Source organism: Candidatus Neomarinimicrobiota bacterium, assembly GCA_022560655.1.
GTDB lineage: Bacteria > Fidelibacterota > Marinisomatia > SCGC-AAA003-L08 > TS1B11 > JADFSS01.
In genome coordinates this window covers 1-3004 of record JADFSS010000126.1, presented here as the reverse complement: position 1 = coordinate 3004, position 3004 = coordinate 1, and the positions used below count along the sequence as shown (strand labels likewise).

The window sequence follows — 3004 nt, the reverse complement described above, 5'->3', positions numbered from 1 at the left end:
TTTCGCTGGTGCTCATGGCGCTGGCCATCGCCCTGTCGAAATTGCAGGGTCTGGGGCTGGAAAAAAATCTTGCCGTTGGGACGGTGCGGGCCTTTGCCCAACTTACCCTGATAGGTTTTGCGCTCAAGGTTCTGTTCCAGGCGAACTCGCCCTGGCTGCTGGGGCTGGTGCTGGCCGTTATGCTCACCGTGGCCGGGCTGGAGAGCGTTCGGCGGCAGGCGGTGCGTGTACCGGGCTACTTTCTGATAACCTTGGTGGCATTGGTGCTGGCGCTGGTGGTGGGTTTGGGGGTCGTTGCGGGGCTGATTCTACGCCCGGATCCGTGGCACAGCCTGAATGTGCTCATCCCGGTAAGCGGCATGATCCTGGGCAACGGCCTGAACGTGATTTCACTGTCGGCGAACCGGTTCCTGAGCGATCTACAGCAGCGCCGGGACGAGGTGGAGACCGCCCTCTCTCTGGCGGCGCCGCCCCGGAAGGCGTTCCAGCCCGTATTCAGGGAGTCCATCGCCAGTGCCCTGATTCCCTCGATGAATGCGCTCATGACCGTGGGTCTGGTCCAGATGCCGGGGGTCATGACGGGGCAGATTCTGGCGGGCCAGTCGCCGGTGGAGGCGGTCAAGATTCAGATGGTGGTCATGATGATGTGGATTGCCACCGGTGTGGTGGCCGGTGTGGCGGCCATGCTGCTGCTGATGGCGCGCCTGGTCAATGCCCGCTGGCAGGTGCGCTGGGAGCTGCTCCAGCAGCCCCGGTGAACGCGGGTCCGCCGCGCCCAATCGCTACATGCCGATGTCTTCGCCGCCGTCCACCCGAATGACGTTGCCGGTGAGCCAGGTGTTGTTCGAAAGCCCCAGCAGGGCGATGGCCGCGGCCACATCGGTGGTCTCGGTAAGGCGCCCGCCGGGATTAACCGTCAAGGCGTGCTCGATCATCACTTCGTTGCCGGGGATCTTGCGCAGGGCGGGGGTATCGGTGACGCCGGCCTGGATGCAGTTGGCGGCGATGCCCTCGGAACTGAGTTCCACCGCGATCTGGCGGATATAGGACTCCAGCGCCGCCTTGGCAGCGGAGACCGCGCCGTAGGTTTTGAACTGGCGGTGACCGCCAGAGGAGGTCATGGCGAAAATCTGGCTGCCCTTGCGGATCAGGCCAGCGACGTAAAGGGCCTGGGTCCAGTAGACCAAGCTGCTGGCCATGACGTCCAGGGTCATTTCGATCTGCGGCTGGGCCAGGATGTCGGCGGGGTCGTGCCCCATGGAGGGCTTGAGCGTGCCGAACGCCAGCGAGTGCAGCAGCACCTTCACCTGGCCATCGGGACCGGCCTTGGCCTTGAGCTCGGCCACCGCCTCGGCCCGCTTGTCGGCATCGGCGGCATTCATGTTGAAAAAGAGCGCCTGGCGGCCGGCGGCGGTGACGTCCTCGATAACGGCTTCCACCATGGGCAGGGTGGCCTTACGGTCCAGGTGGACGCCGAAAATATTCAGCCCCGCCTCAGCCAGCGCTCTGGCGGTGGCCCCGCCGAAGCCGCTGGAGGCCCCCAGCACAACTGCCCAGTCAGACATTTATCTTCCTCCGATCATGTGGGGCTGAATTTAGGGGTGGGATGGAGGGATTGCCACAGGGCCATTCCCGATGGACGACGGGGGCGCACACTCATAGCTAGCCGACGGGATTCGGACCTGTTGCGGGGCCAACGGGGGGTCACCAAGGGGGTCACGGTCTCCCAACTAGAGTTTCGTGAGGCAGTCGATCCGGGGCCGCAGGATTGCAGTTAAAACTTTTACATTCCCTGGACAAAGTCATGACAATTGGTAAGTGCAGTATCCGCAGATTGGGGCACAAAACGGGGATGAGCTGCCCCATTGAGGGAGGAATGATCATGAATACCAACGCAACATCCAATCCGGCAGACTTCTTCGGCAGGCTCAGGTCAGATCCTGGCCGGAGGCGTGGCGTGGCAAGGTGGCCGGTGATGGGCCTGATTCTGGCAACCAGCCTGGCGGCGCAGGGGCAGGTGTCGCCAGCGACCGAGGCCCTGAGAATCTACCGGCAGGCCTACGAAGCCGCCATGTTGGACGGTACCATCTCCGCGGAAGAAAGGGTGCTGTTGGAGGCCCTGCAACAGGCCATGGGCTTGCATGAGGACCTCATCGATGAAGCCGTGGGTGAGGCCGTGCGTCCCAGCGTGCCGCGCCTGAACCAGGGTGGCCGCTGGACGCTGGTGGCCCAGAACATGGGCTGGGGTATCGGACTCTACGGCTGGGGCATCCCCTTTGTGCTGGGGGCCGAGGACTCTAAGTGGATCGTCGCCGGCGAGATGTTCTCGCTGGGGGCTTCGCTGTACCTCACCTGGAGGTACACGGAGGATGTGGACCTGCCGGAGGCGCGCTCACAGATGCAGCGCTACGGAGGGGTGGTGGGCTTCCATTATGGGAGGGCCCTGGTCCGCTTAATCGAAGTGGAGGGGAAACTACCGGTAGCGATGTTGATGCTAGCGGTGCCGGCGGGGGCCTACCTGTGGGACCGGCTCTACAAGCGCTGGATGCCGTCAACGGGGCAGGCCTACGCCCTGGCGCTGCACGCGGATCTGGGGCGGTCAATCATGTCCCTGGTGCACAGACAGATTTTCGGGGCGGAGCCGCTCGACTATTATTACTACGATCCGTATGATGGGGATTATGATGCTTCCCAACAAGAACGGGAGTCGTGGCAGAAGCTCAATACGCTCTTCCAGGTTGCGGGTTACCCGATAGGAACGTACCTGAGCCGCAGATACTACGGCAATCGTCAATACTCGTTCGGCGACGCGCTGATGCTGATCATCGGCCGGGGCACCGGGGCGTTTTATGGATTCCTCCTGGCGGACTTACTCGACTTTGACTTGTTCAGCTCGGAGGCCACAGGCTGGCGCTGGCTTACCACCGCAGGCGCGGTGGGGGGCGTGGTGGGCATGGACCGCTATATCCGGGGCGTGGACTATTCTTTCGGGCAGTCGGCCCTC

At 63.2% G+C, this 3004-nt stretch carries 3 protein-coding genes; 2 read left to right on the top strand and 1 reads right to left on the bottom strand.

Features of this window, described 5'->3' with window-relative positions; genetic code table 11:
• A partial coding sequence (gene fetB / locus IH971_11155; GenBank protein MCH7498386.1) for an iron export ABC transporter permease subunit FetB occupies positions 1 to 758 on the top strand: 758 nt, incomplete at its 5' end.
• Between the two features lie 24 nt (positions 759 to 782).
• Here the strand turns inward: fetB and IH971_11150 are convergent.
• Positions 783 to 1565 (bottom strand): SDR family oxidoreductase, encoded by a 783-nt coding sequence (locus IH971_11150; protein ID MCH7498385.1) that lies wholly within the window; start codon positions 1563 to 1565, stop codon positions 783 to 785.
• Between the two features lie 317 nt (positions 1566 to 1882).
• On the opposite strand from IH971_11150, the gene IH971_11145 reads away from it, so the two are divergent.
• Positions 1883 to 3004, top strand: a 1122-nt coding sequence (locus IH971_11145; GenBank protein ID MCH7498384.1) for a hypothetical protein, incomplete at its 3' end; no start/stop codon positions are given.